The 22,507-nt window shown below is 61.0% G+C and carries 23 protein-coding genes; 22 read left to right on the top strand and 1 reads right to left on the bottom strand.

The genetic code is table 11. The features are described from left to right. Positions 1-13 precede the first annotated feature (13 nt). The 22 genes from GAL01_RS12940 (at position 14) to GAL01_RS12835 (ending at position 20,962) form a co-directional block, all read left to right on the top strand. Positions 14-253, top strand: coding sequence for a hypothetical protein (locus GAL01_RS12940; RefSeq protein WP_145995645.1), 240 nt, complete (start codon positions 14-16; stop codon positions 251-253). Between the two features lie 51 nt (positions 254-304). Next, positions 305-1,249, top strand: coding sequence for a hypothetical protein (locus tag GAL01_RS12935; RefSeq protein WP_062029467.1), 945 nt, complete (start codon positions 305-307; stop codon positions 1,247-1,249). Continuing rightward, entirely contained in the window at positions 1,246-1,734 is a 489-nt protein-coding gene (locus GAL01_RS12930; protein WP_062029465.1) for a DUF6362 family protein, read from the top strand. The genes GAL01_RS12935 and GAL01_RS12930 overlap by 4 nt, the downstream gene beginning before the upstream one ends. 68 nt (positions 1,735-1,802) lie before the next feature. Further along, positions 1,803-2,129 carry an HNH endonuclease signature motif containing protein gene (locus GAL01_RS12925; RefSeq protein WP_082790693.1) on the top strand — a complete coding sequence of 109 codons (327 nt, stop codon included), beginning with the start codon at positions 1,803-1,805 and terminating at the stop codon, positions 2,127-2,129. Positions 2,130-2,327: 198 nt separating this feature from the next. After that, positions 2,328-2,792 carry a phage terminase small subunit P27 family gene (locus GAL01_RS12920; protein WP_062029540.1) on the top strand — a complete coding sequence of 155 codons (465 nt, stop codon included), beginning with the start codon at positions 2,328-2,330 and terminating at the stop codon, positions 2,790-2,792. Then, a complete protein-coding gene (locus tag GAL01_RS12915; RefSeq protein ID WP_062029461.1) occupies positions 2,792-4,522 on the top strand; it encodes a terminase large subunit in 1,731 nt (576 codons plus the stop codon). Before GAL01_RS12920 ends, GAL01_RS12915 begins: the two co-directional genes overlap by 1 nt. 2 nt (positions 4,523-4,524) lie before the next feature. After that, positions 4,525-5,808 carry a phage portal protein gene (locus tag GAL01_RS12910; protein WP_062029459.1) on the top strand — a complete coding sequence of 428 codons (1,284 nt, stop codon included), beginning with the start codon at positions 4,525-4,527 and terminating at the stop codon, positions 5,806-5,808. A 1-nt stretch (position 5,809) separates the two neighbouring features. Next, on the top strand, positions 5,810-6,763 hold the full coding sequence (locus tag GAL01_RS12905; protein WP_062029456.1) for a S49 family peptidase: 954 nt from the start codon (positions 5,810-5,812) through the stop codon (positions 6,761-6,763). 1 nt (position 6,764) lies between these two features. Further along, positions 6,765-8,108 (top strand): phage major capsid protein, encoded by a 1,344-nt coding sequence (locus GAL01_RS12900; protein ID WP_062029454.1) that lies wholly within the window; start codon positions 6,765-6,767, stop codon positions 8,106-8,108. Between the two features lie 3 nt (positions 8,109-8,111). After that, a complete protein-coding gene (locus tag GAL01_RS12895; protein WP_062029452.1) occupies positions 8,112-8,360 on the top strand; it encodes a hypothetical protein in 249 nt (82 codons plus the stop codon). A 40-nt stretch (positions 8,361-8,400) separates the two neighbouring features. Next, the gene (locus tag GAL01_RS12890) at positions 8,401-9,075 is read left to right on the top strand and encodes a hypothetical protein (RefSeq protein WP_062029450.1); all 675 of its coding nucleotides are present in this window, start codon (positions 8,401-8,403) and stop codon (positions 9,073-9,075) included. Next, positions 9,075-9,401: a hypothetical protein gene (locus GAL01_RS12885; RefSeq protein WP_062029448.1), complete on the top strand. Its 327-nt coding sequence runs from the start codon at positions 9,075-9,077 to the stop codon at positions 9,399-9,401. The genes GAL01_RS12890 and GAL01_RS12885 overlap by 1 nt, the downstream gene beginning before the upstream one ends. Further along, positions 9,398-9,820, top strand: a complete 423-nt coding sequence (locus GAL01_RS12880; protein ID WP_062029446.1) for a hypothetical protein — start codon at positions 9,398-9,400, stop codon at positions 9,818-9,820. Before GAL01_RS12885 ends, GAL01_RS12880 begins: the two co-directional genes overlap by 4 nt. 58 nt (positions 9,821-9,878) lie before the next feature. Then, positions 9,879-10,835 carry a phage tail tube protein gene (locus tag GAL01_RS12875; protein ID WP_062029444.1) on the top strand — a complete coding sequence of 319 codons (957 nt, stop codon included), beginning with the start codon at positions 9,879-9,881 and terminating at the stop codon, positions 10,833-10,835. Between the two features lie 51 nt (positions 10,836-10,886). After that, the gene (locus GAL01_RS12870) at positions 10,887-11,324 is read left to right on the top strand and encodes a hypothetical protein (RefSeq protein WP_062029441.1); all 438 of its coding nucleotides are present in this window, start codon (positions 10,887-10,889) and stop codon (positions 11,322-11,324) included. Between the two features lie 182 nt (positions 11,325-11,506). Then, positions 11,507-11,701, top strand: a complete 195-nt coding sequence (locus GAL01_RS12865; RefSeq protein WP_062029439.1) for a hypothetical protein — start codon at positions 11,507-11,509, stop codon at positions 11,699-11,701. 1 nt (position 11,702) lies between these two features. Beyond that, positions 11,703-12,347, top strand: coding sequence for a hypothetical protein (locus GAL01_RS12860; protein WP_062029437.1), 645 nt, complete (start codon positions 11,703-11,705; stop codon positions 12,345-12,347). 12 nt (positions 12,348-12,359) lie between these two features. After that, positions 12,360-17,030 carry a phage tail length tape measure family protein gene (locus GAL01_RS12855; protein WP_062029435.1) on the top strand — a complete coding sequence of 1,557 codons (4,671 nt, stop codon included), beginning with the start codon at positions 12,360-12,362 and terminating at the stop codon, positions 17,028-17,030. Between the two features lies 1 nt (position 17,031). Beyond that, positions 17,032-18,708, top strand: coding sequence for a hypothetical protein (locus GAL01_RS12850; RefSeq protein ID WP_099253326.1), 1,677 nt, complete (start codon positions 17,032-17,034; stop codon positions 18,706-18,708). Positions 18,709-18,714: 6 nt separating this feature from the next. Next, on the top strand, positions 18,715-19,470 hold the full coding sequence (locus tag GAL01_RS12845; protein ID WP_062026950.1) for a hypothetical protein: 756 nt from the start codon (positions 18,715-18,717) through the stop codon (positions 19,468-19,470). After that, positions 19,470-20,549, top strand: a complete 1,080-nt coding sequence (locus tag GAL01_RS12840; RefSeq protein ID WP_099253324.1) for a hypothetical protein — start codon at positions 19,470-19,472, stop codon at positions 20,547-20,549. The genes GAL01_RS12845 and GAL01_RS12840 overlap by 1 nt, the downstream gene beginning before the upstream one ends. 68 nt (positions 20,550-20,617) lie before the next feature. Next, positions 20,618-20,962, top strand: coding sequence for a hypothetical protein (locus GAL01_RS12835; RefSeq protein WP_099253322.1), 345 nt, complete (start codon positions 20,618-20,620; stop codon positions 20,960-20,962). Between the two features lie 110 nt (positions 20,963-21,072). On the opposite strand, the gene GAL01_RS12830 is transcribed toward GAL01_RS12835, so the two are convergent. After that, a complete protein-coding gene (locus tag GAL01_RS12830; protein ID WP_062028597.1) occupies positions 21,073-22,335 on the bottom strand; it encodes a cation:proton antiporter in 1,263 nt (420 codons plus the stop codon). Between the last annotated feature and the right edge of the window lie 172 nt (positions 22,336-22,507).

Genomic DNA, 22,507 nt, shown 5'->3' with positions numbered 1-22,507 from the left:
TGCGCGGAGCATTATGTCCGACGTGCGTTGGACGACGCTGTCTCTGGCGGCGCGTTCTGTCTGGCTTGGTCTGGCAGATGTCGGTGACGTCGTGCCTGCGGTGCGCGCACCTGGAAAAAGCGGTCTGACCATCGAGGATTTCGCCCGCTACCTGGCGGCGGATGTGGCGGCTGTCGGGCCGGCTGTCCGTGAGCTGGTCCAGTGTGAAGTCATGGCCCCAATCGGCGCCGGCTTCAGGCTGACATCCTACTAGGTTTTTAGGTTTTCAACCCTGCCTCTGTTGGCAGGTCTAGGAGTATCTGACGTGAAGGTCAGCGCCAGTCATCGCACGCAGCTTGCCAGCATCGCCCTGATGCAGGTGGAGCATCTTACCCTCAACGCCATGGAAGCCGTGATGGTGCTGTCCTGGGTGCGTCTCGTCACCTACCTGATCATGAACACGGCTGACGGCGTCCTGGACGTGTCTTTCCCAGGTGCGCTGTCCGCGCTCGCACGCACCAAGGTTTTCTGTGACGAAAACCTAATCGAAACCTATCTCGAAACCTACGCGAAAACCCAGCTGCTAACCTGGGATCGCGACGCGCAGACGATTGGTCTGCCGGCATCGCTCCAACCATCACGCCGCGCGATCGCATCCCGCGAAAACGGCAGAAAGGGCGGAAGACCGCGCAAAAACGCAGCTGTAACCCCGCAGAACGATCCGCGACAGAGAACCGCCATCATGCCCATTTCAGGAGGAAAAGCCGTGTCTGCCGAAAACCCAGCAAAAACCCGCCTCACGGGTACGCGCGATAAGCTTAGCTTAGCTTCTAAATCTTCTTCAGAAGATAAGCTTAAGCTAGACGGCCTGATGTCTCGCATAGGGCCAAAGGCATTCGAGGCAGCGGGTTTCGACCCATCCCGCGACATGCCGAACTGGGGCGTGTCGCGAGTATGGATCGCGGCTGCTCTGGCCAAGGGCATGACGGAGGACGATGCGGAGCGTCTGATCGTGGCTGTCGTGCGGGACGTTGCCGATCGGCAGCGGGTCAAGGGAAACCCGGCATCGCACATGGGCTACTTCTCCAAGGCCGTGGAAGCCGCGATTGCCAGGGGCGATATCCCGGAAGCGCCGAAGACGGCCGAGGAACGTAAGGCTGCGCGGGCCTGGGAAGCGGCGTTGAAAGACTACCGGCAGCGGTTGGCCTATGGCGAAACGGGTCTGCGCCGTCCGGAACTGTCTGACTTCCTCGTCCAGGCTGCGGCATGAGGCGCAGGCACCGGATTGATCTGGCGCAGGATGTCCCCAAGCAGGTTGCGGAATGGCTGGATGAAGCCGCGCAGACGCTGGCAGCGTTGCCGGCGCATGGGCTTCGGCCGTCTGGCGCCAGAGGCTTCTGGCCGGACATGGTGCCGGACGAAGAGGATCTGCAATGGGTACGGGAAAGCGACATCCGGCCACCTCGGCCAACGCCAGATGATGTGTCGCGGATGGACCTTGTGTTCTCCTGGCTGGCGTTCCTCGGCACGGGAAGCGAAAACCGGGAAATCCGCCTCGTGGTTCAGCTCCACATGCGCGTTCATCCGATCTCAGGAAAGCCTCTGCTGTCATGGGAGAAAATCGGAGAGAAACTGCGCATAGGCCGCAATACGGCCAAGAGGCGTTACCTGACGGCCTGTTGCATCATCGCAGAAAAATTGCGGACCGGACAATTTCCGCTGGACAGTTTGGACCAAATTGCGCATTTTCCATAGACATATTCGCGAGACGTGCACCCCAACGGGTTCACGTCTTTTTTTATGCCTGTTTTCCGGGGTTTTCCATGCCTGTTCGACCGCCAGTCTTCCGGCCCAGGTGGCATAAGGGAGAAGATCAGCGGCGCAGGGAATTCGATGCAAAGCGCGGGTCAGCCCGCCAGCGTGGATACGATACGGCCTGGGAAAAGGTAAGGGCGCGTCATCTGGCCTTGCATCCGACCTGTTGTGTTCCCGGCTGCCGGACGCCGACTGACCGGCTGAACGTCGATCATATCGAAAGTGTGCGGGAAGCGCCGGAAAGGCGTCTGGATCCGACCAATCTGCGCACCTTGTGCCAGTCGCATCATTCGGCACGGACCAGCCGGGATCATTCCTGGAACCGGAAAATCTGAAAAAAACGGCAAAAAATGGCTGTTTTCCGCCATTTTTCTGTCCTCGGGTCAATTGGGGGTAGGGGGGTCTTCAATCCCTGCCAGGGCCGAGCACCCGGACCGCGCCATGGGCAAATTTTCACACCCGCGAAATTGAGGGAAAAAGTTACAGGATGGTTGGATGGCAGCCCTCCTGCGATTTCGCATGAGGAGGTCATCATGAAGGGCCGCAAGCCGAAACCTGCGCATCTGCGCGTCGTCACGGGAAACGCCGGAAAGCGGGCGCTTCCGGAAGACGGGCTGCGTCTGAAGTCGGAAGCGGCGCCGCCGCCTGACTATCTCGATGAGGATGGCCAGTCAGCGTGGAACAGGCTTGTTCCTGTGCTGGTCGAGCGCGGAATCTTCACGCTTCTGGACCATGATGCGCTTGCCCAGTATTGCGCCACCTATAGCCGCTGGCTGCGCGCTGAGCGTGCCCTGCAGGACGGTGAAGGTGACACCTACGAAACGCACGGGCGGCAGGGCACCATGAAGCGTGGCCGTCCTGAGCTGGCTATCATCGCCGAAAGCATCCGCCTCATGCGGACGGTCGGATCGGAGTTCGGCTTTTCGCCTGTGGCCCGTCTGCGGCTGAAGGATGTGGGGCAGGGCGATATGTTCAGTCCCTTTTCCGAGTTTGAATAATGGCCGCAGCCTATCCCCACGTTGCGATGGCGCGCCGGTATATGCGCGATGTGCTGTCCGGCAGGATCTTGGCCTGCCAGCATGCGGTCGCGGCCTGTATCCGGCAGGAACAGGACCTGAAGGCCGAGAAAACCAAGGGGTTCGGATACCGCTTCGACAAAGACCGCGCGGAAAAGGTCTGCCGTTTCATCTCCCTGATGCCGCATATCAAGGGGCCGAAGGCGCGGGCGCGGGAGCTGATCGTGCTGGAGCCATGGCAGGCATTCATCCTGACCACGGCTTTCGGCTGGGTGGACAAGAGGACCGGCTTTAGGCGTTTCCGGCGCGTCTATATCGAGGTCCCGCGCGGGAATGCCAAGAGTACCCTGTCCTCTGGCGTGGGTCTCTATATGCTCACGGCCGATGGAGAGGCGGGGCCGGAAGTTTACTCGGCGGCGACGACCCGTGATCAGGCCAAGATCGTTTTCGGCGACGCGCAGAAAATGATCGGCAAACGCCCTGACATGGCCCGCCAGTTTGGTCTGGACTGTCAGGTCGCAGGCATCATCTGCGCGGCCAATGATGGTCAGTTCACGGCACTTTCGCGTGATGGCAAGACGCAGGATGGCCTGAATATCCATTTTGCCTGCCTTGATGAGGTCCATGCCCATAAGACCCGAGAGGTCTATGACGTGGTCGAAACTGGCGCGGGCAAGCGTGATCAGTCCATGATCTGGGCCATTACGACAGCCGGGTCTAACAGGTCGGGGATCTGTTACGAGCTGCGAAGCTACATGGTCCGGGTGCTTAATATAGCGCTCAGCCGCTGGAAGGACTGCCCTTACGCGCTCAAGGGCGATACGGCCGAGGATGACCAGCTTTTCGGGCTGATTTACACGCTCGATGACGGAGACGACTGGACGGATCCGGAAATCTGGAAGAAGGCCAATCCGAACTGGGGCGTGTCCGTCATGCCGGATTATGTGGCGGGGCTGGCGAACAAGGCCATGCAGCTGGCCAGCGCGCAGAATAACTTCAAGACAAAGCATCTGGATCTCTGGGTTAATGCCAATCAGGCCTGGATGGATATGCTGGCGTGGGGACGTTGCGCGGATCCCAGCCTGCGGATCGAGGATTTTGCCGACCAGGACTGCATCATGGCCCTCGATCTGGCGAGCAAGGTTGACCTTGCCGTGCGGATCCGCCTGTTCCAGCGGAAGAATGGCGACGAGACGCACTATTACGTCTTCGCGCATTTTTACCTGCCGCAGCGGCAGGTCGATGAATCGGGAAATGCCCAATATGAGGGTTGGGTGATCGAAGGCCGCATCACGGCAACAGCTGGGGATGTCATCGACTTCGATAATATCGAGGCAGACATTCAGAGCGACGTCAGCGTCTTCGATGTGCGTGCTGTGGCCTATGACCCATGGCAGGCGACCCAGTTATCCCAACGCATGACCGAGCGGAACGTGCCGATGCAGGAATATCGGCAGACGGTGCAGAATTTTTCAGAGCCGATGAAGGAACTGGAGGCGCTGGTCCTGTCCGGTCGGCTGCACCATGACGGCGATCCTGTTCTCGCCTGGTGCATGTCCAACGTCGTCTGTCACACGGATGCGAAGGACAACGTCTATCCGCGCAAGGAGCGGGTGGAAAACAAGATTGACGGCGCCGTCGCCCTGATCATGGCGATCGGGATGGCCACGGCTCCGTCTGACTTCGACGAATTTGTCTATGAAGGGATGTAAGAATGGGTCTCCTGGACTTCCTGCGCGGGTCTGGTGCGTCGACGCCTGTCCATGCGCGCCAGGAGCCTCGGCTTTCGGCTGAAAGCGGCATTTCCACCCCGGATAATACCTTTCAGACGGGTGGGCCCTGGATCTCGTTTCCAATGGGCGGTCCATCGAAGGCGGGCGTCATGGTCAATGAGCGCACGACCATGTCCCTGCCGGCCGTCATGCAGGCGCTGCGGATCCTGACGGGCGTTTTCGCCATGGTGCCGATGTATTACTGCCGGAAGGATGGGACCGGCACGCATCGTCTGGAAGGAGATCCGCTCTACACTCTGATGAATCAGCGGCCGAACGAGGCGCAAAGTCATTACGATTTCCGGGAAATCCTTCTCGGCGATGTCCTGATGACTGGCAATTTTTACGCTTATGTCTCGCGGGATGCCCTCATGCGGCCCTCTGTTCTGACGCGACTGGATCCGTTTGGATGTCAGCCGCTTCAGACCTTCGACCGGGTCTCTGGCCAGCAGATGTTTTATGACGCGACCCTGCCGGACGGCTCCACCGGCCGCTTCCCGGCGCGGGATATCTGGCACGTCAGGGGCATGGGGCGAAACGGATTGCAGGGGCTCAATCCGATCGCCTTCATGAAAGAGGCCTTCGGTGAAAATCTGGCGACTGCGTCTTTTGTCCAGAATTACTGGCGGAATAATGCCCAGCCGCCGACGGTGCTGTCGACGGACAAGTCGATCAAGCCTGATGAGCGGCAGGCAATCAAGGATGACTGGAAATCGCGTTTTTCGGGCGTGGAAAATGCCGGTGAAACTGCGGTTCTGAGTAACGGCCTCAAGCCGATTTACATGCCGGTCAATAACAAGGATGGGCAGCTTGTCGAGACCAGGACCATGCAGGTTCTGGACATTGCTCGCGCCTGGGGCGTGCCACCGCATCTGCTGTTCGAGCTGTCCAAGGCGACGTTCGGCAATATCGAGCAGCAGTCCCTGGAATTCGTAATCTACCACCTCGGCCCACATTTCAGCCGGGTGGCAGCCAGTGCGGCCCATGCCTTTGCGGCAAGCGGCTGCGCGTTCGTCCATGACCCGTCCGACCTGGTGAAGGGTGGTTTCCTCGACCGTGCCCAGGGCATCGCCGCGCTGCGCAATGGCGGCGTCATGAGCACGGATGAGGGCCGGGCCGAATTCGGTCTTAACCCGGTCGGCGGCGATGCCGGCGGCGAGATCTGGCGTCCGATCAATATGGGCATCAGCGGACAGCCAAGCCCGGATCCTGCAACAGGAAGCTGACATGACAAGACACTATGCGCTGGATGCCATCAGGGCGATGCCCTGGGCCATCCAGCCGGAATGGCTGGCCGCGATCGAGGCGGCGGCAGAGCGGACAATGCTGTCTCCTGACCTGGAGAAGCTGCGGGAAAACGGCAATGCCGCCCGATATCAGGGTGTGATGGCTGCGATCTCAGGCGGTGGTTCGCCTTTGCAGGGCGCAAAGACCGCGACAGTCAGCAACGGAGTGGCCATGATCCCCGTCATGGGGCCGATCATGCCCTATGCGAACCTGATGGCGGATATCTGTGGGTTTACCACGCTGGAAACCCTGGCATCCGACCTTCAGGTGGCGGCGTCCAGTCCGGCTGTCAGTCAGATCCTTCTGGTGATGGACAGCCCAGGCGGTGCGACCGTGCAACTGAGCGACGTGGCGGGGCAGATCGCGGCCCTGGAAAAGCCCGTGACGGTATTTGTCACCGGAACCGCTGCGTCGGCCGCTTACTGGCTCGCCAGTCAGGCTGATGAAATCATCATGGACAATCTGGCCGTTGCAGGTTCGATCGGCATTGTGTGCTCGACCTCAACGCAGGTTGGGCCGGATGCCAACGGCCGCCAGAGCGTCGATATCGTCAGTTCCAACGCGCCAAACAAGCGCCTGGACCCGTCTTCGGACGATGGGCAGGCGCAGATCCGCGCTGTTCTGGACGATATGGAGGCTGTTTTCATGGCCGATGTCGCGCGTGGCCGCAAAACCACGGTTGCGAACGTCCAGAAGAATTTCGGTCAGGGCGGCATGAAATCGGCGAAAAGTGCCGTTTCAGCCGGCATGGCCGATGGAACCGGAACGCTGAGCGGGACAGTTTCCCGTCTCGGCGCCGGCAAAACCCCGAAAATCACAGGAAAACCGGCTCCAAGAAGGACTGCTGCCATGCAGGATCTGGATATGCGCCGGCTTCGAGCACAGGAAGGCTAAAATGGCTGATCGCATTACGACCCTCCGCGCCCGCCAAGGTGAAGTCCATACGGAGATGGAAACTGTCGTCAACACGGCCGCCACGGATGGCGACCGCGAGATGACGGCCGAAGAAGCTGCCCGATATGACGCGCTGAGAGCCGAAGATGACCGACTGACGGCGAATATCGCCCGTGAAGTCGATCTGGAGCATCGTCGCGCAGCTGCTGCGCGCCCGATTGCCACGCTGCCGGCTGGTCGGAGCGGATCCGGTGCAACGGTGCCCGCGCAGGCGGCGGAAAAGCTTGAACCGGGCATGAAGTTCTCGCGCTTTGCCCAGGCGGTGGCTGCGACGCGAGGGCAGGGAGGTATGCGGGCAGTCGCGGACTTCTCGGAAAAGACCTGGGGTTCGGCCTTTGCGATTGAGGCTGCCGATAACATGCAGGAATCGGTCGATGTGCAGGGTGGCTTCCTGGTTAATCAGGATTATTCCACCGATCTGATCGACGCACTTCGTCCGGCGGTTGCGGTCCGTCGCATGGGCGCTGTTTCCGTTCCGATGCCGCGTGGAAACCTGTCGACCCGCAAGCAGACTTCGACGTCCAATGCGAGCTGGGGCGGCGAGCGTGCAGCGATCCCCACCAGTGCTCCTAGCGTCGGCATGGTCAAGATGTCTGCCAAGAAGCTGTTTGCTCTTGTGCCGATTTCAAATGATCTTCTGCGATACAATTCGATTCAGACGGATACGCTGGTCAGAAATGACATGGTCCGTGAGGTCGGGATCGCTGAGGATCAGCAGTTCATTCGCGGGCAGGGGTCTAGCGTCGCGCCGGCTGGGCTTCGTTATCTCGCCGCTGCCGCCAATGTCATCGCGGCAAACCCGACCAATGTCGTGCAGAACGTTCGCAATGACCTCGCTGCCATGCGCCTGGGACTTTCGCGAAGCAATGCTCCGATGGCAAACTGTGGTTACATCATTAACCCGACGGTTGCGGAGTTCCTGGAGCAGCTGCTGACGGCGACTGGCGCTCTTGCTTTCCCTGAAATTTCAGAAGGCAGAATTGGTCGCTATCCATTCACGACGACGACGTCTGTTCCGGACAATCTGGGGACGAATGGAAATCAGTCTGAACTGTATTTCGCTGATTTCTCCCAGATCCTGATTGGCGATGCCTTGCAGACGACCCTCGCTGTCAGCACGGAGGCCTCTTATGTCGACAATGAGGGGGTGACGCGCTCAGCCTTCCAGAATGATGAGACGCTGGTGCGCGTGATTGAGGCGGTCGATCTCAATACCCGCTATGACGCGGCCATCTCCGTTCTTACGGGTGCGGCCTGGTTTCCCGGCTCAGTTGCAGGACAGTAATCCATGAAGCGAATCACTTTCACAGGCCGGTGCAGCGGTATCGGCTCGGTTTACAATCCTGGGGATATCGCGGTTTTTCCGGATAGCGTCGCGGATGCGATTGTCGCAGCAAAGAAGGGAACGGCTGAGGCTATGCCGGTCAAGACCCTGGCCAAAGCGGAATCATCCTCAGGGGCAGCCGGCGAGGGCGATGGCGGAGACCTTCTTTCGGGCACTGACCCGAGCAAAGAATCAGAAAACGGCAAATCCTGACGGTCTCCTAGCGGAGGCCGTTTTTGTTTGGAGGTGAAATATGCCTGTTGTCGTCACGACACCAGCAGAAACCACCAACCTTGTGTCTCTGGAGAGTGCATTGGCATATCTCCAGATCACAAATATGGCTCAGATGCAGGGTCTGGATGCTCTGATCTCCAGTGCCTCAGCTGCCTGCGTGTCCTATCTCCAGCGACCATTGGCTTTGCAGGAATATCGGGAACGCATTCGCGTGCGGGGCAGGGTGACGGCAATAAACCTGTCGATCGGTCCGATTGCGGCAATTCGATCCATAAGCGTGGGCGGTCGCAAGGTTGTGGCGCTGGATGAGCTATCAGTCGACAGGATGAATGCCCGGATCGAGGATATTCTTCCGGTGCCCGCAGGGTGCGGCTTCCCGCATCATGTGTGGGATGTTGAAGTCAGCTATGTGGCGGGATTTCTTCTTCCGGAAATGGATGATCCGGAAAAGAATGATGCAGATCTGCTGCCGATGGCAGTAACGCCGCTTCCCGACGACATCGCGGGCGGATGCCTGGGCACGATCCAGCTGCTGCGATGCGGGCAGGGGCGTGATCCGCTTCTGAAGACGGAAAGTGTCCAGGGTGTTGGATCCACGACCTGGCAGACCATGGATCCATCTGTCGGGGCTCTTTCTCCTGATGCCGTGGCCGCGCTCGATCGTCTCTCCCTGGCAGCGGACTGGATGGCCTGATGGGACAGATTACTGAAAGCCGGCGTCGGCAGATCCGGCATAAAGGGCGCATGATGACGCTGTCGCGATCCGACAAGTCCGATCCGGTCTCTCTGATTGCCTATTCTGCTCCGCCCGCCACGGCCGCGCTGGAGGCGGGGGTTTCCGTCATGCCTTTCGTGGCAGAAACCCTGAATGATGAGTTGTCGGCCGCAGCCTATGGACAGCCCCGCAACATGGACATCCTGACGGATGGTGGCCGCCGATACATGCTGACGGACGCCACGGCTGTTTATGACGGCAGTGAGATTTGCGGCTGGAAACTCTTTGCAGCAGGTGGAACATGACCTCTCCCGTCGTCTGGCAGGATGCCTTTGACCGGGCCACGGCAGCAGCCGCGCCGCTAGGTCTGAAGGTCAAGGATATTCTTGCCCAGGACCTCGATCCTGGAACTGATCCGTGGGTTTATTTCGAGACCGCCAGTGCAGCCTCGGGGCGTCTGGGTGTCGGGGAAATCATCAATGAAGAGACAGGCCAGATCTGGCTACATCTGATGGTGCAGCGCGGAACAGGCGCGATTGATGCGGTTCAGAAGCGCAAGATCCTCTCCGTCGCCTTTCGGGTTCCTGTCGAATATTTGCCGAAGGGACTGTATTACGACGATCAGGGCTTCGACCCGCCTGCTCAGGACGAAACGGGCAACTGGATCCGCTTTTCCCTGATGGTGGACTACCGCTACCAGGACATTGTCCTGCCAGCGTCCTGATCCTTCCTGAAATTCCTGACACAGCCACCTTCGGGTGGCTTTTTTTATGAGGTGAAACATGGCCTTTACCGGAGCCACGGCAGGCTATCAGGCCGCCGCGCAGGCGAACGATACTGCCATTTCCTATGCCATGGAGCCGACTTACGGCGTCCCGGCCACGGGAAACTATCAGCGCACCCGCTTTACGGGCGAGAACTTCAAGCCGACGGACGCGACCCAGCGCCCGGACGAAATCAATGCCGATATCGAGGCGGCACAGGCCGTCCTGACGCAGACTTCCGTGGCCGGCACACTGTCGGGCGCGCTGTCTTATGGCACCTACGACGACATGCTGGCAGCCGTACTCGGCGCAGACTGGGCGAACAACGTCGCGCAGAACGGCGCTGTCGTGAAGACCTGGACCATCATCGAAAAGATGAACGGCAAGTGGGTGGTGCGTCCGGGCAGCTACTGCACTCAGGCGCAGCTGACCTTTGCCCAGGGCAGCTTTGCGTCGACGTCTTTCGACTTCTCCTGCAAGCAGGAGACGCTTGCGGATGCCGACCCGGCTGCAACCTACACCGATGCGCCGTCCGGTCGCGTGTTCAACACGGTCGACAACTTCGTCGGCATGACTGTGAACGGCGTGGCTCCGGATGGCTGCGTCAAGCAGATCCAGATCACGCTGGCCCGTGATGGCTCGGGTTCGGATTACGGCATGGGCCATGCCGACGCCTGCGGCATCCGCGTCGGTCAGCTGCTGGCTTCGGGCTCGGCGCAGATCTTCTTCAAGACCTGGGACATGTATCAGGTCTGGGCCAGTGGCACGCAGGGGCCGATCGTCACCACGGTCAAGGACGCGGACGGCAACAGCTACATCCTGACTTTCCTGAACGCGGCGCTGCGCAACCCGGTCATCAATGCTGGCAGCAAGAACACCTCGATCGTCGCCACCTTTGACATCGAAGGCAATCCGCAGGCTGGCGGTGGCACCTTCAAGATCCAGCGCATCCCGGCAGCTGCTCCGGGCGGCTGATCCCCGGAAATCTGCGCTTTTTATCCCTTATTTCAGACTGGAAAAATTCACATGGCCAAGCTCTCCACTTTTTCCCGCGATCTCAGCAAGGTTTCCGAAGGCGAAGAGATCGAAGTCGGTCCGGAAGGCAATACCTTCTTCATCACCACGCGCGGCTTCACGCCGGCCTACCGCGACACGCTCTATGCCCTGCGTCTGGAATCCGCCCGTGAGCTGAACCGCTCGCAGCGTGCCGGTGCCGGCTTCTATGCTCCGGACGCCCTGCCACCGACCACGGATGACGTCTGCCAGGGCAAGGCCATCGCCCGCCAGTGCGTGCTCGGTGTGCGCGGCCTCGACGGCGCGGACGATCAGCCGGTGAGCGTCGATGATTTCCGCAGCATGCTGGAAAGCGGCAACTACCCGGCCCTGACCACGCTGGCGATCATGGCGGCCGGCCGCGTTGGCAGTGACCGCGCCGAACAGGCCAAGGCCGCAGCGGGAAACTGATCGCGGCGCTCCAGTGGGAACTGGAATGGGGCGCCTATACCGGGGAGAATGAAATCCCCGAAATCCGGGAAACGGCCCTGCAATACCGGGTCCTTCCCGATCCCTGGAATGAAGTCCCCTGGCGGGCGTGGCATGAACTCCAGCATGACCGCGCCTGGACCTCTGATGGGGTCGGGGCATCCATGGGTATGATCCGCATCGTCTCGCGGCCGGGGCCGATCTTCTGGCTGGCCATTGACCGCTGGTGTGAGGCCAACCGCGTGACGGACGAGGAACGGGTTTACGTCCATGACCTGATCCGCGCCCTTGATGCCGTGTTTCTGCGGTTCCGCAACAACGCGATTTCCCAGGACATGCAGACCCTCATGAGGAAGTGACATGGCGTCTCCGCGCAGCGTGGCCCGCAATATCCGTCTGTTCCGGGACCAGACCCTGTCGCCAGCCGCGCAGTCCGCGCGGCTCGCGGCTGTGGCCATCAAGGCCCGCGATCAGGTGGTCCGGAGCGGGGATGCGCCGCCGCACTGGGTGACGATCGTGGATGGTCGACAGGGCGCGCCGGAGACAGCCGTCCAGCCGGACGGCTTCATCCTCTACAAGTTCAACGTCATGGGGCTGGCAGCCCAGGCCGCGCTTCAGCTGTGCAAGGACCGCTCTCCGGTGCGATCCGGACGCTACCGAGACAGCTGGATGGTGGTCGTCGATGGCCGGCCCTGGACACAGGACGTGGCGGACATCCCGGAAGGCGTGTCGGTCATGATCGTCAACCCGCAGCCCTATGCGCGCAAGATCGACACGGGCGCGATGAAGAAAATGTCTGTGCCTCCGGGCATCGTCGACGCGGTCCGCAAGCTGGTGCAGCGCAAATTCCCAACCGTGAACGCAGCCCGCGCCTTCGTCACCATTCCGTCTGGCCTGATGGAAAATGCCCCTTACGTCCTTCGGCGCAGCAAGGGGCGGAGCAAGAGCCGCGCTGCCGGCACATCCATGACCTACCCGGCCATGATCCTGACAAAACGAATCTGAAGGAACGCGACCATGGCGACGGTTGAAGAGCTCGAAGTTTCCTACCGCAGCCAGATCGCCTCTTCAGCCCAGGCTGATGCCGCTGCGCTTGATGCTGTAGCGGATGGTCTCGATCGCGTTGGGGACAGTGCTGAAATCACAGATTCCAAGATCCAGCGCAGCACCAAAAGCGGGACAGGTCTGGTCAATACCTGGGACGCCGTAACCAAGAGCGCCAATGCGCTCGAAAAAGCTCAGAACAACCTTGTTACTTCAGCGGATACTCTGGCGGAGAGTGTCCGTCGCGGCGAGATTACACAGGAGCAGGCGACACGGTCCTATGATGCACAGGCTGCCAAAGTCCAGAAGCTGACGCAGACTCATGCGGATGCCGTGCAGGCCGCCAAAAAGGCAGGCGATGCCCTGGAGGAAACGGGCCAGAAAGCTGGTCTCTCCAGCCAGAAGATGGGCATCCTGGCGGACGAAGCGCACAAGTTCTTTGACCAGGTGATGGCAGGCGGATCCGCCTTCCAGGCTGCGTTCTATCAGCTGCCGAACATGATCCAGATCATGGGCGGTTTTGGTGGGGCTCTTGAAACTGTCGCAGGATGGATGATCGGCCCTGCCGGTCTGGCTGTCGCAGGTGCAGCGGCGGCAGCTTCCGTCTATAAAATCGGGTCTGCGGCCGAAGCAGAGCAGGAGCAACTGGCGACGCTGTCGCAGCACCTGCGCGCAACCCGCGATGATTACACGGCAATGGCCAGCGCGGCGGAATCCGCCTCCCGGCGGCTCTCGACCAGCAGCGGTCTATCCCTCGCTGACAGCCGCAGCGTGACCACGACCTTTGCGGCCCTGCCCACGGTCGACAGTTCCAGCCTGACGTCGCTGACGCAGGAAGCACGGGATCTGGCGGAAGTCATGGGCGAGACCGTGCCTGAAGCTGCCAAGGAAATGGCAGACGCCTACACGGACCCGGCCAAGGCGGCGCAGGACTTTGCCGACAAGGGTCTGCTGGGCGTTCATCAGGGGCTGGTCAGTCAGGTCAAGGATCTTCAGGACAGCGGCAACCGGATGCAGGCCTGGCAGCTGCTCATGGGCCAGCTTGAATCGGCCACGCGCGGCGCTGTGGATCAGGGGCTGACGCCGTTTCAGCAGTCGGTCCGCAATCTCAAGGATGCCTGGGCCGGTCCGATGGAAGGCGTCGAGAGTTTCGGTAACAAGGTCGGGGGCTTCCTGGTCGCGCAGACCGCCAAAACGATCGACGGCCTGACAAACCTGATCAACAAGGTCAAAGAACTCAAGGGCTGGATGGACAGTTTCCAGCCGGCCCATGTCGCCTATGAGGCCCAGCAACAGCAGATCCAGCAGGGCACCAGCTCGGGCATGTCAGGGCTGATTGATACGGTCGGCCAGCAGATCGGCGCGAACTCCGACGTCATCTCCCTGGCACATCGGATCCAGCCAGTCGAAAGCACGACGGGGCAGTATGACCGCAGTGGCGCGGTCGTGACCTCCTCGGCTGGCGCGATCGGCGGCATGCAGGTCATGCCGGCGAATGCAGCCGGCAACGACCTGACGGATCCGACCGGCAACGTCACGGCGGCCGAGCGTCTGCTGGTCCGGCTGTATTCCAAATACAGCGGCAACGAGCAGCTGGTCGCCATGGCCTATAACTGGGGCGAAGGGAACGTCGACAAATACCTTCAGGGGAAAACCACGGTCCCGCAGTCCGTGCAGGACTATGCCCAGCAGGTCACGGGCGGGAAAACCTATGGTGCGACGACCCTCGCGGCCATGCAGGGCAAGATCGACGATGCCCTGAAGACCCCGGACAGCTCGACGACTTCCAAGAGGTCGGATCAAGTCAACGCCATCAAGCAGATGACTGATGCGCAGGCAGAACTGGACAAGCAGCGTCAGGCAGGCGTCATCACCGACGCTGACTATGATGCAAAAACGCAGGCTCTGACCGATCGCCTGATGACGCATAAGGCCGCGCTGAACGATCTGCGCGATCCGATGCAGGAGCTGGCACATCAGCAGCAGCAGGCGACGGATGCGGCCTGGGCTGGCACGGCGGCGCAGAAAGCCATGGTTCAGGTCGACCAGCAGACCGAAGAAGCCGCCCGCAAGCTGGGTTACGCCCATGCCACGGCAGCGCAGCTCCTGAAGGCGGAATCAAACGAACAGCAGATCCTGACAGGCGAGTTCAACAGCGGCATCGAGGCCATGAACCGTAAGACGGCGGCTCAGGAGAATGTGCTCAAAGGATATGATGCCAGCAAGGGCAGCCTGGACGATTATCTGCGCTCCGTGGAAGCCTATGAGAACGTTCAGGATACGTCTCTCCCCAAGGAGAAGGAGCAGACACGACAGATACAGGAAAAAACTGATGCCATGAGACGGGCGGCCGAGGTTCAGGGGGACCTTTCGACCGCTGGAAAACTTTATGGCCAGAGCCTAGATCTCAGCTACATCAAGGCAGAGACGGATGCGATCGGACAGAACTCCGACGCTGTTTCCGTGCAGATGGCCGTTCTCAAAGAACGCAACGCGCTTCTTGAAAGCGGCAGAGGCCTGACATCCAAGGCCTCACAGACCGATCTGGAGAACGTCGCGGCGATCCAGACGGCTACGAACGCTTACCAGAAGCAGCAGGACACGCTGAACGAACTGACCAGCGATATCTCTTCGGCAGCCGACACGCTGTCGAGCAGCTTCACGCAGGCCCTGGTCAACGCCTCGAATGGCGGGGTGACGTTCAAGTCGGCCATGCAGGGCGTGGAAAGCCAGCTGATCTCCGTGATCGCCAAGCTGGCCCTGATCAACCCGCTGCTGAACGCGATCGACGGCAAGAGCCGCACGACCCTGGGCGATGTCTCGTCCATTCTGTCGGGCAGCTCTTCGTCTTCGATGAGTGCGGGAGCGACCGCGATCAGCCAGGACTCTGGTGGCTGGGGATGGAATCCCCTGACGGTAACAGGCAGCTCTGGCGGCTCCACGTCCTGGCTGTCCTCCGGCCTCAAGACCAACCTGTTCGGCACGGCCACGGTGGGCAACCTCCTTGGCGGGATCGGCGGGGGTTTCGGGCTCGGCTCGGCTTTGTCCGGCATCGGCGGTGGGACAAAGACCAACGGCATGATCGGAAGCGGCGTCGGAGCGGCGGCAGGTGCTGCGGCCGGATCGTTCATTCCAGTCATCGGCACCATGCTGGGCGGTCTGATCGGCGGCGGTCTGGGCGGGCTTATGGGTGGTCTCTTCGGGCACAAGAAAAACCCGTACACGATCGACCAGGTCATGACGACGGGAGGCTCGCTGTCGCTTGGCAAGACCTGGAACCAGGCCCAGACCGATCAGATCACGGAGCAGCTCAAATCCGACATCGCGTCGTTCAACAAGGTCCTGTCCACGGACGGGGTCACGATTGGCGGCGGCAATGGCGGGCTGCTGGGCACGGTCCGGGATGACAAGAACAACAAGGACAAGTCCCTCCAGTCCGTCTCGCTGACGGATCTGCTGAAACAGGCGACCTACAGCACGTCGGACGCCACATTCCAGCAGGCCCTGCAACAGGGGCTGCCGAGCGATGCAACATCCGTCTCGGATTATGCAACGGCGATCGCCAACCTGAAGACCATGGCCGACACGGTCGACCAGCTGGGCGTTGCCGTTTCGAAGTTCAATTCGGACGGTACGGTCACGGTCGGCAGTTTCACGAAAGCCAGCGGGGATCTGAAAACGGCTTTGGACACGGCGCTCGATGGCAAATCGCTGTCGACGTCGGATCTCCAGACCCAGATCTCCACCATCACGACCTTCGTCGACACGACGATGCCGGGGCTGCTCAAGGCCACGGTCTCGGGACAGCAGTCCTGGGTGGATCAGATGGCCGCGCTGAAACAGACCTATGAGGCAGCCGCCTCGCAGGCCAGTCAGTACGGGCTGGACGGTACCCAGCTGAATGCGAAGTACCAGTCGCTTTACGACCAGGGCTTTGCCTCCCAGCTGGACACGCTGCGACAGAGCGATCTGTCGGTTCAGGCGCGGTACCAGACGGCCACGGGCGATGATGAAGGGGCCGCGCTGACGAACTTCGATGTCAGTGCGGACCAGCAGCGCCAGCAGCTGGCGGACAACTGGAAGAACTTCCTCGGGGACGCCTACACGTCCCAGCAGGAATATATCAGCCAGTCGGCCGACCTGGAGAAAACCCTCTCGGCCGAGCGCCTGAAGATCCAGCAGCAGTACAATGACCAGGCGCTGCAAAGCGCTGAAAGCGTCATGTCCAGCCTGGAGACCTATGGCGCGGGTCTGGCCACGTCGGATGCCTCTCCGCTGTCGGCCGCCGATCAGTACAAGGTCGCGAATGACAACTTCACGACCGATCTGACGGCAGCCCAGGGCGGGAGCTTCACGGCGCTTCAGGCCATGCAGGGCGACATGCAGACCCTGCTGGCCCAGAGCAAGACCTTCAACGGGTCAGGCACGGCCTATGCCCAGGACTATGCCCGCGTCATGCAGGCACTCCAGAGCCTGGGGAGCATCGGTACGGACGATCTGACGGCCTCCGTCATGAAAGAGGCGCTGAAGACGTCCACCGACACGCTCAACACGACGCTGGCGCAGCTGGTCGATCTGGCCACCAAGCAGCTGAGTGAGACCCGCATGCAGAGCATGAAATCCACCACCGGAAAGGCAGCATGACATGACAGTGATCCGGGCAGTCGAGATCGACCTGGTCGATACCCTGGCTGTCCAGGTCGATGGCCTTCCGGCCCATGGCAGCCGGCCACGCGGAACGCTGCGGCGGAGTGCGGGGTCTCTGGAGACGATCGAGACCCTGCGCTTCTCCGATATGGGGTACGTCGATGAAAACCATGTTCCCTATGTCCCGATCGTCACCCAGGCGTTTGATCTGGACCGCGGCATTTCCCTGACCTCGGACGCGCTCGGGGGCACGTCGTCATTCGGATCGGTCACGCTGATCAATGATGGCTCCCTCGACGCGCTCGTCGCCAGCCGCACGAATGACCATCTGCCCATCCGGATCCTGAGCGGGCGTAAGATTTTCGACCGGGACCGGGGGATCTGGCAGGATCCGAAGCGCGCGGATCTCCAGCCGGTCTTTGCGGGTCTGGGCACGCTCTGGCAGCCCGGACGGCGCACGCTGACCGTGCCCCTGCTCGGGGCGCTGTCCTGGCTCGATGTCACCATGGCGGGCCGGATCTATGGGGGCACGGGCCGTCTGGACGGGGATGCCAACGTCTCCGGCCGCGTCATGCCGACCCTGCGGGGGACGGCGTGTAACATCACGCCTGTCCTGATTGATGCGGTCAATTACGTCTATCAGGTCAGTGATGCGCCGGCCGAGATCTCCGCGCTCTATGAGGGCGGCTTTGCGGGTGGCATCGCCTTCGGCGGGCTGGTCGCGGATCTCTATGCCCAGTCCCCTGCTCCTGGAACCTACCAGATCCAGAGAGGAGGCACCGGCACATGGATCCGGCTGGGAACACGTCCTGTCTATGGCATCACCGTGGACGCGGTCGGGTCGTTCCCCTCCGGAGCCGCGCCGCAGAACGTCCTGGACATCCTGCGCACGATGCTCCTGGAGGACTTCGTTCTTCCGGAATCCTACATCGACGTCCAGTGGCCAGCGCAGAGCCCGCTTGCCCCCTGGCGGGCGGGGTGGTTCTGGGATGGAACAGAAACCGTCACGGGACAGGACGTCGTCCGGACGCTGCTCTCGGGGCTGGCGCTCTCGATCGTGCCAACGCGCTCGGGCACGCTGCGGCCTGTTCTGCTGGAAGCGGTCGATGACCTGACCGCCTCGACCCTGACGCTGGATGCGACTGTCATCACCGACATCCAGTCCGTGTCTCTGGATGCCTCCCTCAGTCCGCCGACATGGCGCTGGCGTATGGGGTGGCAGCACAATTTCACGGTCCAGACGGCTGGATCGGGTCTGCACCCGCAGGCCCCGGCCGACCGGCAGGCCCTGATCGCCATGGCTGATCGCAATGCCGTCTGGTCCGATGCGAGCTTACGGATGCGCTGGCGGCTCCCGAGCGATCCGACCCCGGTCGTCACGGCCCTGGCGTTCCCGGAGGATGCCCAGACCGTGGCGGATTCCCACGGCCGTCTGTGGGGCCTCTATCGCACGCTGTGGGCTGTCACCATACCGGTGGAACTGAGCTGGCAGGTCGATCTCGGTGACACGATTACGATTCAGGCTCCCGTCCCGGAGCTGGCCAATCCGTGCCTGGGCGTGGTTGTCGCGGAGCATGTCCGGGGCGGCGATGCGACGGCAACCCTTCAGATCCTGACCCTGTGGACCGTCCCGCAAGACGTGGACGGCGGTGATTTCGGGCCAGATATTATGTGAGACTTCATGGAAAACTGTGGACTTGGCTATCAGAACGCCGTGCTCTCCGCTGTCCTGTCGGCCGACAGCGCCGCCGCAACGCTGCCTGTCACGAACCTGACCTCCCCGCAGGGCAATCCGGCCTATGCCTGGCGGGCAGACGTCACGACAGCGACCCTGACGGTGGCGCTGTCGCAGCGCGGCGGCGTGCGGGTCGTCTCGGTGCATCGCACCAACCTGACGGCGCAGGCCAGCTGGCGGATCGTCGTCAGCAGCGCCGGCAACGTCCTGCATGATGCGACCCAGCCTATGGCGATCGTGGCGGGTCAGGCGGTCTGCGTTCTGCCGGCCGAGCTGCAATGTGACGTCGTGGCGATCACGATCGCGGATCCGGGCAATCCGGACGGGTATCTCTCAATCCCGCTCGCCTATGTCGGGCCGCTCTGGCAGCCGGTCCGCAACTTCTCCACCGACAGCAGCTCGGGCTTCAATCTCGGCGTCGATGAGGTGACGGCACTGTCTGGCGCGGAATTTCCGCAGATGCGCTGGATCCAGCGAAAGGCCTCGATCGCGCATCAGTCCTATGGCGCGGCCGAGACCGCAACCTTGCGGGAGATCCAGCGGGTCGCGGCGGTCGGGGAGAATATTCTCTTCCTTCCGGATCCGGGGGCGGCCTCCCAGGAGGAAGCGATCTTCGGGCGTCTGAGCGGCGGCGACATCGGCAATCCTTACGGCCCCGCCGATCGGCGGAGCTGGACCTTCACCCAGACGGAGCGACTGTGATGACCATGCTGGCCAATTTTGTTCTGGAGACCGCCAGCAGTCCGGGTGTCGGGGACTTCGTGCTGAACGGTGCGGTTGCCGATCGCAGGGCGTTCTCCCAGGCGTTTCCGGGCGGGGGCCGGATCTTCTATTTCGCGGATGACGGGACGCAGGCGGAATGGGGCGTGGGCACGCTCACGATCGGCAATCCCTGCACGCTGGCCCGCAGCCGGGTGATCGGCAACACGCAGAACACCACGGACCTCCTCCGCTTCTCCGGAGGCGTGCAGGTCTATAACGAAATCCCGGCCGAGTTTCTGGTCCTGCTGGATGAAGACGGGGCCGTGAGCCTCAAATCTCTGACCGTTCTTTCGGAACTACTGGTCCCGCAGGTGTCGGACTGGGGCAGCAGTCAGGCTGTCAGGGCCGTGGATGCGAAGAACCAGTTCGTCAAACAGGGATGGGGCTTTGCCAATTTCGGGGGCAATCAGGTCTATGTCGGCTTGCGCACGGACGGGTCAGGTGTGGGCCTCGGCGTCGACCAGACGGATTTCGGGAATATTGCCTTCCAGTCCTGGGTCGGAAAAAACTATGCGACCACGGTTCAGGTCAACACGGCGATGTCGTCCGCCAATTCTGCGCAGGGGACTGCGAACTCCGCCCTGACAGCGGCGAATAATGCGAACGGCAACAAGCTGGACATCACCGATGGGACGGCCACCCGTCTGACTGTCAATTACGGCACCATGCGAGCCCAGTTTCAGGGCGACGGGAATTTCGTTCTCTACTCCGGGACTTCGCCTGTGCTCAGTGTCAGCCAGCAGTCCATCAACTGGAACGGGCACGGTTTCGCCTTCACGGAAGATCTGCCCACGGATCCGGGGCAGAAAATCGTCATGGACGTCGCGACAGGCGTGTCCGCCGGTGGTCGCGTGACTTTCGCCGTCCCGTTTTCCGATACGCCGAGGGTCATGGCCCAGAATTTCGGGGATGGGGACGTGAACTGTCACGCCTATGCGCCGGACAAGAATGGCTTCTCTCTGCACATCAACAATGGCGGGACGACGGACATCACCTACATCGCCAAGGGGCCGAAGTAACCAGCCGCCCTGCCGCTCCGCATTCTTCTGTCTGCCGCCTTCAGGGTGGCTTTTTTTATGGAAAAACGATGCCTGACTCCCAGACGACCACCATGGTCGCAAGCCTGCCCGCTGCTCTGTCTGCCGAAGAGCGGATCCGCGTTCTTGAAGACCGCTGCCTGACGCTGGAAACCCAGCTCTCCAGCGTCGGAAACAGCCAGTCCGATCTGCGGGCCGAGATGCGTCAGGAAATCGCTTCCCTGCGCAGTGAGATTGAGGCGCTGGCGAAATCAATGGAGAGCAGCAACCGCCAGATCAACGGCAAGCTCGACCGTCTGTTCGGCGCGCGGGCCGTGGTCACGGCCGCCATCACCCTGCTAACCTCAATCCTTGGATCGGGGGTCGTTCATCTGGTTGTCTCGATCGGGAAGTGAGGTCAGGTATGGGGGGGGGGGACGGAAGGGCCGCTATCTGTTGAAAAACATGATAAAGCTGCGCTGACTTTCCTCCTGCAGGATCTGCTTTTCGGATAATCAGAGCAGTATTATTGCGGCCCAAGCGTAGAGGACGGATAGAGTTTTCGGGCAACCCGCTCCATGGTTAGTCCCTGCACAATGATCGTAAACACGACTACGCCGTAGCAAACCGGCAGCAGCAGTTCGCGCAAGTTTCCGGGCGGCAATCCAAGCGCCAGCGAAACCGAGATGCCGCCACGCAGACCTCCCCAGGTCAGGATACCAAGAACACGGCCTCGCTCCCATTGCCTAAGGTGAATCGGAAGCGTTGAAAACAGCACGCTCAATGCCCGCACGGCAACGGACAGCGGAATCACGGCAAGGGTTGCCAAGATCGTAAACACATGCGGTTTGATTTCTAGGATTTCAAATCCAATCAGCATGAACAGCAGGACGTTCAGCACTTCATCAATAAGTGTCCATGCGACGTCGAGTTCCTTGCGGGATGCCTCATCGAAAACGGAACGGCTATAGCTTGTTCCGAAGCACAGTCCCGCCACCACGACAGCAATCGCACCCGACATGCCAAACTGGTTTGCAATACTAAAGGTTCCGGTCGCAAGAGCCAGTGACGTCAACAGATCGATATGCTGATCCCGCTGCCCCTTAAGCACACGGAGTGCGATCCATCCGGTCAGTGCGCCTAGTAGACCCCCACCAATCGCCTCACGACAAAAGCTGAGAGCAATCTCGGAGGCGGTTACTCCCTGACTATCCCCGGTTGCCAGTCCTATCGTGACGCCAAAAATCACCACTCCCACGCCGTCATTAAACAGACTCTCCCCTGCGAAAACGGCCTGAATCGGTCCTGGCAATCCGAGACGCTTCAGCATACCGACCACCGAGACGGGGTCAGTCGGTGCGAGGATGGCGCCAAGGACGATGCACCACGTAAAAGGAATGGTATGACCTAACAGAGGGAAAACGTACCATGCCGCGATTGCCAGAAAGGCAACAGCCAAAACGGTTCCCAGAACAGAGAGAGCAGCCACGGAGGCAAGCTTTGCGCGCAGATGTCGGACATCCACCTGCGTGGCCCCGGCAAACAGAAGCAGGGACAGCGCACCATTCAGAAGGGCAGTGGGAAGATTAATCGCTCCGAGAACAGATCGCGGGAGAGCCTGAAGGTCATAGGACGGCATTAATGGATTCAGGATCATGACCAGCAGGGAAGCCAGTAATGAGAAGACCAGCACACCGATCGTCACAGGAAGGCGAAACGTGTGGTGATTGAGAATGCTGAACCCCGCCGAGAGAGTCAGAAGCAGAGCGAGGAGGCTGATTGTATCCATGCCTTCACCGCTGGCCGCTCCTGTCCCCTGCGTCAAGAAAAACCGGAAATGGTCTGCTATCGGAGATAGTCTGACTGGTCTCGCCATATCTCAGATGAGGCGTAAGCCACCCTACCAACCTCTCCCCTACCAAAGCCGCCCCAACCGGGCGGCTTTTTTTATGGAAAATCCC

Origin of the sequence: Gluconobacter albidus, assembly GCF_002723915.1 — a bacterium.
Taxonomy (GTDB): domain Bacteria; phylum Pseudomonadota; class Alphaproteobacteria; order Acetobacterales; family Acetobacteraceae; genus Gluconobacter; species Gluconobacter albidus.
The sequence above is the reverse complement of the archived record's forward strand: the minus strand, read 5'-3'. Positions and strand labels throughout refer to the sequence as shown.

Coding starts and splice junctions, on each gene's coding strand:
- GAL01_RS12865 (WP_062029439.1), top strand. CDS start 11,507: ATGGGTATGATCCGCATCGTCTCGCGGCCGGGGCCGATCTTCTGGCTG.
- GAL01_RS12880 (WP_062029446.1), top strand. CDS start 9,398: ATGACCTCTCCCGTCGTCTGGCAGGATGCCTTTGACCGGGCCACGGCA.
- GAL01_RS12925 (WP_082790693.1), top strand. CDS start 1,803: ATGCCTGTTCGACCGCCAGTCTTCCGGCCCAGGTGGCATAAGGGAGAA.
- GAL01_RS12830 (WP_062028597.1), bottom strand. CDS start 22,335: ATGGATACAATCAGCCTCCTCGCTCTGCTTCTGACTCTCTCGGCGGGG.
- GAL01_RS12930 (WP_062029465.1), top strand. CDS start 1,246: ATGAGGCGCAGGCACCGGATTGATCTGGCGCAGGATGTCCCCAAGCAG.
- GAL01_RS12890 (WP_062029450.1), top strand. CDS start 8,401: ATGCCTGTTGTCGTCACGACACCAGCAGAAACCACCAACCTTGTGTCT.
- GAL01_RS12850 (WP_099253326.1), top strand. CDS start 17,032: ATGACAGTGATCCGGGCAGTCGAGATCGACCTGGTCGATACCCTGGCT.
- GAL01_RS12895 (WP_062029452.1), top strand. CDS start 8,112: ATGAAGCGAATCACTTTCACAGGCCGGTGCAGCGGTATCGGCTCGGTT.
- GAL01_RS12870 (WP_062029441.1), top strand. CDS start 10,887: ATGGCCAAGCTCTCCACTTTTTCCCGCGATCTCAGCAAGGTTTCCGAA.
- GAL01_RS12910 (WP_062029459.1), top strand. CDS start 4,525: ATGGGTCTCCTGGACTTCCTGCGCGGGTCTGGTGCGTCGACGCCTGTC.
- GAL01_RS12900 (WP_062029454.1), top strand. CDS start 6,765: ATGGCTGATCGCATTACGACCCTCCGCGCCCGCCAAGGTGAAGTCCAT.
- GAL01_RS12845 (WP_062026950.1), top strand. CDS start 18,715: ATGGAAAACTGTGGACTTGGCTATCAGAACGCCGTGCTCTCCGCTGTC.
- GAL01_RS12915 (WP_062029461.1), top strand. CDS start 2,792: ATGGCCGCAGCCTATCCCCACGTTGCGATGGCGCGCCGGTATATGCGC.
- GAL01_RS12920 (WP_062029540.1), top strand. CDS start 2,328: ATGAAGGGCCGCAAGCCGAAACCTGCGCATCTGCGCGTCGTCACGGGA.
- GAL01_RS12885 (WP_062029448.1), top strand. CDS start 9,075: ATGGGACAGATTACTGAAAGCCGGCGTCGGCAGATCCGGCATAAAGGG.
- GAL01_RS12835 (WP_099253322.1), top strand. CDS start 20,618: ATGCCTGACTCCCAGACGACCACCATGGTCGCAAGCCTGCCCGCTGCT.
- GAL01_RS12940 (WP_145995645.1), top strand. CDS start 14: ATGTCCGACGTGCGTTGGACGACGCTGTCTCTGGCGGCGCGTTCTGTC.
- GAL01_RS12840 (WP_099253324.1), top strand. CDS start 19,470: ATGACCATGCTGGCCAATTTTGTTCTGGAGACCGCCAGCAGTCCGGGT.
- GAL01_RS12875 (WP_062029444.1), top strand. CDS start 9,879: ATGGCCTTTACCGGAGCCACGGCAGGCTATCAGGCCGCCGCGCAGGCG.
- GAL01_RS12860 (WP_062029437.1), top strand. CDS start 11,703: ATGGCGTCTCCGCGCAGCGTGGCCCGCAATATCCGTCTGTTCCGGGAC.
- GAL01_RS12855 (WP_062029435.1), top strand. CDS start 12,360: ATGGCGACGGTTGAAGAGCTCGAAGTTTCCTACCGCAGCCAGATCGCC.
- GAL01_RS12905 (WP_062029456.1), top strand. CDS start 5,810: ATGACAAGACACTATGCGCTGGATGCCATCAGGGCGATGCCCTGGGCC.